Raw genomic sequence first — 6,201 nt, 5'->3', positions numbered from 1 at the left:
GTAAGAGTTGTTTTACAACTTTTGAGACAGTCTCTTTCTTTTTAGGTTAATTGTTATCTTCATGTGACCTAAAAATTTGATCTATGAAATATATTGCTTTCGTTATAACCTCTTTGATTTCTCTCAACAGTTTAGCCATAAACCCTGACCGAAATTATGAATGGACTCCAGAAACTTTTGGCCTGACTTATCAGGAGTATCAACTTGTCACTCCAGATGGATTTTCAATAAATGTATGGGAATACACTGTTCCTGATTCTGTAAATAAGAAAGAGGAGGTAATAATTGCTGTTGGACCAGATGCTGGTAATATGAGTTATTCTGTTTATCAACTTAAGGCATTAGTCGAGCGTGGTTATAAAGTTATTTCTTTTGACTATCGCGGCTTCGGGCACAGTAATGATTTTGAGATAAATAAGGATTTTCTCTACTATAATGAGTTTGCTATAGACCTTGATACAGTCATTAAGGCTACTAAAGCCAAATTTCCCGAGTCTAAACTGGGTCTGTATGGCATGTCGATGGGTACATATATCAGCTTGCTTAGTAGAGAGAATGTCGACTTTTGCATAGCAGAAGCCTTTTTTAATGACCCTCATAAAGTTGTGAATAATTTGAAGATCAATAAAAGCAAAGAGGTATTGCTACCTGCGCAGGTAGAAATAGTCGAGGCTTCATCTATACCCACACTCATTTTTTGCGGAACAAAGGACTTGGTCACCAGTTGTGATATTGCGGATCAATTTGAGGAAAATAGTAAGCGCGTACAATCGATTAAATTTGAAGGCGACCATATGGCCGGCAGAATAACCATGCCTGAAGGCGATTACTACAACTCCATTTTTGAGTTTTTAGAAAGGCTATAGTAAATTGTTTATAAAACCGTATTCAAAATCTCTTCATGATCAAAAGCCATATTGGGTAGGTCGTTGAGTGGCCACCATTTGGCGGCAGCCGCATCATCAGCACCTTTCACTTGCTGCTCGTTTTTATCTACTTCCGTGTGAAACGCCACGGTAATTGTCCTACCCCTGGGGTCGCGGCCCGGCTTGCCAAAAGCACCTATTTGTGTGAGATTTTTAGGGTTAACACTTAGACCGGTTTCTTCTTCAAGCTCTCTCGCACAGGCTACTGGCAGGTCTTCATCTTCTTCCACAAATCCTCCCGGGAAAGCCCACTGATCTTTATAGGGATCGTTTTTTCTTTGAATCAATAATAAATGTGTACGCTTATTCTCAGAGACGTCAAACACAACAGCATCTACCGTCACTAGTATTTTTTGATCTTTCGCCATTATACTTTAGAGACTTTTGCTTCTTCTATTTCTTCGCCAAATTTGGCACCTACAGGTGGTCTGTATTTTTTAAACGGGATGGCCAATAGATTACTTAGGCCTTCATTTTCTTTAGGATCCATAAAGGTGTCTATACCATAAGTGAGTTTTGAGCTGTCGGTTTCTGCAAACGTGCCAAATATGCGATCCCAAATAGAAAAGATATTGCCATAATTGGTGTCTGTAAAAGGCTGTGTGTAGTGGTGGTGCACTTTATGCATATAAGGAGTTACAAAAATATAAGAAAGCGCCCGATCGAGTTTTACAGGCATTTTTATGTTGGCGTGTGTAAGGTGTGCAAAAAGCACTGATAAGCTTTGGTATAGCATGATAATGCCCATCGGAACCCCGATTAATAAGACAGCCATAATGGTAAATCCTATCCGGAAAACGGTTTCTCCGGGATGATGACGCAAGCCAGTGGTTACATCAACTTTAGTATCACTATGATGTACTACATGAAACTGCCACATCCATTTTACCTTATGTTCCGTCCAGTGAATGAAATAGGCACCAATAAAGTCTAGCAACAAAACACCCAAAACGATGTGTGCCCAAAGAGGTAGCTCAACGATATATAGCAAGCCAAATTGATTATCTACCGTAAACTGAGAAGCCTTTAAAAGCAGCCAAGCAAATCCAAAACCGATAATCGCTGTGGTAAGTGTAAAAAACAGGTTGAGTCCCGCATGTTTTACTTTGTTGTATTTAAAACCATAAAGCGGAATTACACCTTCTAATACCCAAAACAATACAATCCCTCCCAGAAGCAATCCAGTACGAAAAGTAGTGGGGATATTCTCAAAAAATGCAATAAACTCTTCCATAATCAACCGATGTTTAAGAGAAAGAAAATTACTTATATTCTCTTATTATAGCAAGTTGTAAGTAAGCCGTAGATAGAAGTAAAGGCATTATTTTAGGGATGATTTGGCGTTAAAAGACTAAAAAATTACCCAGCTTATTAAAATGATTAAAACCAGAAATATAGCGACTAACTGCACCCAGTTGCTGTGAGAAGGAAATTCATAATTGCATATAGGGCATTCTTTGCTTTTAGCATCTATTTCCATGGCGCACGAAGGGCATTCTTTTGTTTTCATCACAAGCAAGTTTCCTCTAAAGATATTAATTTAGTTAATCAACTTAAAAACATAGCCATGGCCGAGCTCAAGACAAAAATTAATGACAGCAGTGTCACAGACTTTCTTAATAGTGTAGAGGACGAAGGAAAACGTGAAGACAGCTATAGAGTACTTGAAATCATGAAAGAAATCACAGGTGAGGAGCCCAAAATGTGGGGCACCAGTATTGTGGGATTCGGTAGCTATCATTACAAGTATGAGAGTGGGAGAGAAGGCGATTGGTTTGTGGCTGGTTTTTCGCCCAGAAAGCAAGCCATCACATTGTACATTATGTCTGGCTTTAGTAAGTACGATGAGCTGATGAGTAAATTAGGAAAGTACAAAACAGGCAAATCTTGCTTGTATATTAAGAAACTGAGTGATGTCGATGAGGAAGTATTGAAAGAGCTGATCACCACTTCTGTGAATTATATCAGCAACCTTGAGAGCAACAAGTAATTACAAAAGTAGAAAAGCATATCGTACCTGAGGGGGTGGAAAGACAGCGGTTGAGCGATTATGCTGTTGGATTATTTGATGTATTGCCATCCAGAAAAAGTGTAAAAAAGGCGATTAAGTTAGGTTTACTGACTGTTGACGGAGCTAAGGCTGATACAGGTCTGTGGGTACAGCCAGGTATGACACTTGAGGTGATGAAAGATGAAAAATCTGCCAAAACCTACGAGCTGAAAGTGCCGGTAGTTTTCGAAGATGATTATTTGGCCATTGTAAATAAGCCAGCCGGTCTCACCACTAGCGGCAACTCTTTCAAAACTTTAGAAAATACGCTGGCTTTTAATTTAGAGCCAGGTAACCAGCCGGATGCCTACCAGCAGCCCAAGCCCATACATCGGCTTGACCATGCCACCAGTGGTTTGGTGATAGTAGCTAAAACAAAAGCTGTAAGAGTAGCACTGGGTAAGGCTTTGCAAGAAGGTCAAATATCAAAATTTTACAAAGCCATAGTCTCCGGAGATACGCCCTCGCATGGAGAAATCCACACGCCCATTGAAGGGCAGAAAGCTCACACAACTTATAAAAAAGTAAAAAGCCGCAGTGATAAACTATATACTTTATTAGAGCTATCGCCTATTACAGGACGCACACATCAGCTGCGAATTCACTGTGCGGAGGAGGGTTTTCCCATTGTTGGTGACAAACTCTACGGAGGAGTAATAGGCCCGGGAAAAGGATTATTTCTATGCGCTTATCGTATAGGTTTTCAACATCCGGTAACTGGTGCCGCTATAGATGCTCACATAGACTTACCACAGAAATTTAACAGGTTATTGAAGGACTAATTTTGTTTTAATTAAAAGTCTCGATTTCTCGATAAAATACAGACAAACAGATTGTTAGGCTTGTTTTTTATCGATGTCTGCGGAGATATGACTCTTTGTGTTTTATTAAAACCAACAGGCTCTTAGCTCGTAAATTTTACTTATATTTCAGTTAGTTAAAAAATTGTCTATGGAAAAATCTGCAGTAATTAAAAGGAATAATGTTTCTGTATTGGGTGAAGGAACACAGACCATGGTTTTTGCTCATGGATTTGGTTGCGACCAGAATGTTTGGCGTTATGTTACTCCTGCTTTCGAAAAGGATTATAAAATAATCTTATTCGACTATGTAGGAGCAGGAAAATCTGACCTTAAAGCCTATGACAAAGAGCGTTATGATTCTCTCGAAGGCTATGCACAAGACGTTATAGAAATATGTGAAGCTTTTGACTTGGAAGATGTTATTTTTGTGGGCCACTCAGTGAGCAGCATGATTGGTTTATTAGCAGCCAAAGAGAAGCCCAATCTTTTCAACTCCTTAATTTTTATTGGCCCAAGCCCACGATATATCAATGACACAGATTACATTGGAGGCTTTGAGCGAAAAGATATTGAAGATCTGCTCGATGTAATGGATAATAATTATTTGGGCTGGAGTAAAAATATGGCCCCGGTAATCATGGGAAATCCTGAGCGACCTGAGTTAGGGGAGGAGCTAACCAATAACTTTTGTGCTACCGATCCGGAAATTGCACGCCAATTTGCCCGAGTGACTTTCTTATCAGATAATCGTAAGGACCTACCGCTTATAAGCTTGCCTTCGCTTACGTTGCAGTGTTCTGAAGATATTATTGCTCCAAAGGAAGTGGGAGAATATGTAGCCAAAGTAATGCCTAATAATACTATGATGGTGATGAATGCCACGGGTCATTGTCCACATATGAGTGCACCGGAAGAGACTATTGAAATGATAAAAGAATATTTAAACAGCACGAAAGTAGCCAGCTAAACATTTGGATGATCTCGTTTCGATAGAAGAGCTTTATGAAAATGCCCCATGTGGGTATTTTTCTTTTACACCGGATGGAAAGTTAATCAGAGCCAATAAAACTTTCCTCAACTGGATTGGTATTGCCAAAGATGAACTGCAGCGTCTTAAATTTTTAGACATTTTGCACAAGGGTAATACGATCTACTACGAAATGATATTTATGCCGACCCTTAAGATGCAAGGCCACATCAATGAAATAAGCTTTGATATTATTAAGAAGGATGGCAGTAGATTTCCAGGACTGATAAATGCAGTAGCCGTATTTAACGAAAATAAAGGTATAAAAGCAGTGAACGTTACGCTGCTCGACATTACAGAACGTAAAAAATATGAGCGTGAGTTGCTAAAGGCTAAGGAGCGGGCCGATAACGAAAGACTCATGTTTGAGGTACTGGCCAACCAAATCCCGGACATAATCTGGACAGCCACAGAAGAAGGTAAAATAGATTTTCTCAACAGGCAGTATTATAAAAAAACGAATACAAAACCCGCTGATGCTGAGCGTATATTTATCTCTGATTTGATTTCTGAGAAAGATATGGGCAGCTTCAGAGATCAATGGGAAGATGCCAGAAAACATAGTCATGCTTTTGAAATGGAAGTGAGGTTGAGAAACGATTCTCAAAATACAAACTGGTATTTACTGAGAGGCATACCTTATGAGAGAGATCGCTTTTCTGAAAAAAAGGAGCTCTCATGGCTCGGGACGCTTACCAATATCAATCACCAAATACAGTCGCTTCAGCTCAAAGATGAGTTTATAGCCATAGCTTCTCATGAATTAAAAACGCCCCTCACCATTATAAAATCGTATTTACAGGTGCTAAACGATGTGGTAGGTGATGACACACAAAAAACGCTTCTTTCTAAATGTGAGTCGGGGGTAAACTCTATGAGCAGGATGATCACCAATCTCCTCGATATTACTAACCTAAACTCTTCGGAGTTGCCCATTGTGAGAAAGAAAGAGGAATTGGTAGAAATTGCCAGAAATAGTATTAGTGACCATCAATCACCTAATTCTAATCACGAGATACTACTAAAAGCAGAGTTAGAGAAAGTATTTGTACATGTAGATGCAATGCGTATTGGTCAGGTAATTACAAACCTGTTAAGTAATGCTATAAAATACTCTCCCGGGGCCGATAAGGTGATTTTAAAGATTGAGAAAGTAAGTGATGATCGAGTAAAATTATCTGTTCAGGACTTTGGCTTGGGCATTTCTCAGGAAGATTTTGCACATATTTTTGATCGCTATTTCAGAGTAAAAGCACACAGCTCTACCTACGTGCAAGGGTGGGGGTTAGGCCTTTACATCATTCAACAAATCGCTAAGGCTCATAATAGTGAAATCAAAGTCGAAAGTGAAGTCGGTAAGGGCTCTGTTTTTTCATTTGAATTAAATATAATAGA

Annotated in this window: 7 protein-coding genes; 5 read left to right on the top strand and 2 right to left on the bottom strand. The window is 39.3% G+C overall.

The genetic code is table 11. The annotated features are described in order from the left end of the window. The first annotated feature begins 83 nt into the window (after positions 1-83). A complete protein-coding gene (locus E1176_RS08105) occupies positions 84-866 on the top strand; it encodes an alpha/beta hydrolase (protein WP_155210110.1) in 783 nt (260 codons plus the stop codon). Between the two features lie 8 nt (positions 867-874). Here the strand turns inward: E1176_RS08105 and E1176_RS08100 are convergent, their stop codons facing one another. Beyond that, on the bottom strand, positions 875-1,294 hold the full coding sequence (locus tag E1176_RS08100) for an NUDIX domain-containing protein (RefSeq protein WP_155210109.1): 420 nt from the start codon (positions 1,292-1,294) through the stop codon (positions 875-877). Then, the gene (locus tag E1176_RS08095) at positions 1,294-2,160 is read right to left on the bottom strand and encodes a sterol desaturase family protein (protein WP_155210108.1); all 867 of its coding nucleotides are present in this window, start codon (positions 2,158-2,160) and stop codon (positions 1,294-1,296) included. Before E1176_RS08095 ends, E1176_RS08100 begins: the two co-directional genes overlap by 1 nt. Before the next feature lie 333 nt (positions 2,161-2,493). Between E1176_RS08095 and E1176_RS08090 the strand changes: the two genes are divergently transcribed. From E1176_RS08090 to E1176_RS08075, 4 genes are all read left to right on the top strand, one after another. After that, on the top strand, positions 2,494-2,916 hold the full coding sequence (locus E1176_RS08090; protein WP_155210107.1) for a DUF1801 domain-containing protein: 423 nt from the start codon (positions 2,494-2,496) through the stop codon (positions 2,914-2,916). Between the two features lie 35 nt (positions 2,917-2,951). Next, positions 2,952-3,758 (top strand): pseudouridine synthase, encoded by an 807-nt coding sequence (locus E1176_RS08085; protein WP_155210106.1) that lies wholly within the window; start codon positions 2,952-2,954, stop codon positions 3,756-3,758. A 169-nt stretch (positions 3,759-3,927) separates the two neighbouring features. Continuing rightward, on the top strand, positions 3,928-4,746 hold the full coding sequence (locus E1176_RS08080) for an alpha/beta fold hydrolase (RefSeq protein ID WP_155210105.1): 819 nt from the start codon (positions 3,928-3,930) through the stop codon (positions 4,744-4,746). Positions 4,747-4,750: 4 nt separating this feature from the next. Beyond that, positions 4,751-6,201 (top strand): sensor histidine kinase (locus tag E1176_RS08075; protein WP_155210104.1); only part of this gene is annotated, 1,451 nt, incomplete at its 3' end.

Source organism: Fulvivirga aurantia (genome assembly GCF_009711475.1).
Lineage (GTDB): Bacteria > Bacteroidota > Bacteroidia > Cytophagales > Cyclobacteriaceae > Fulvivirga > Fulvivirga aurantia.
This window is presented reverse-complemented; position numbering and strand designations above follow the sequence as displayed.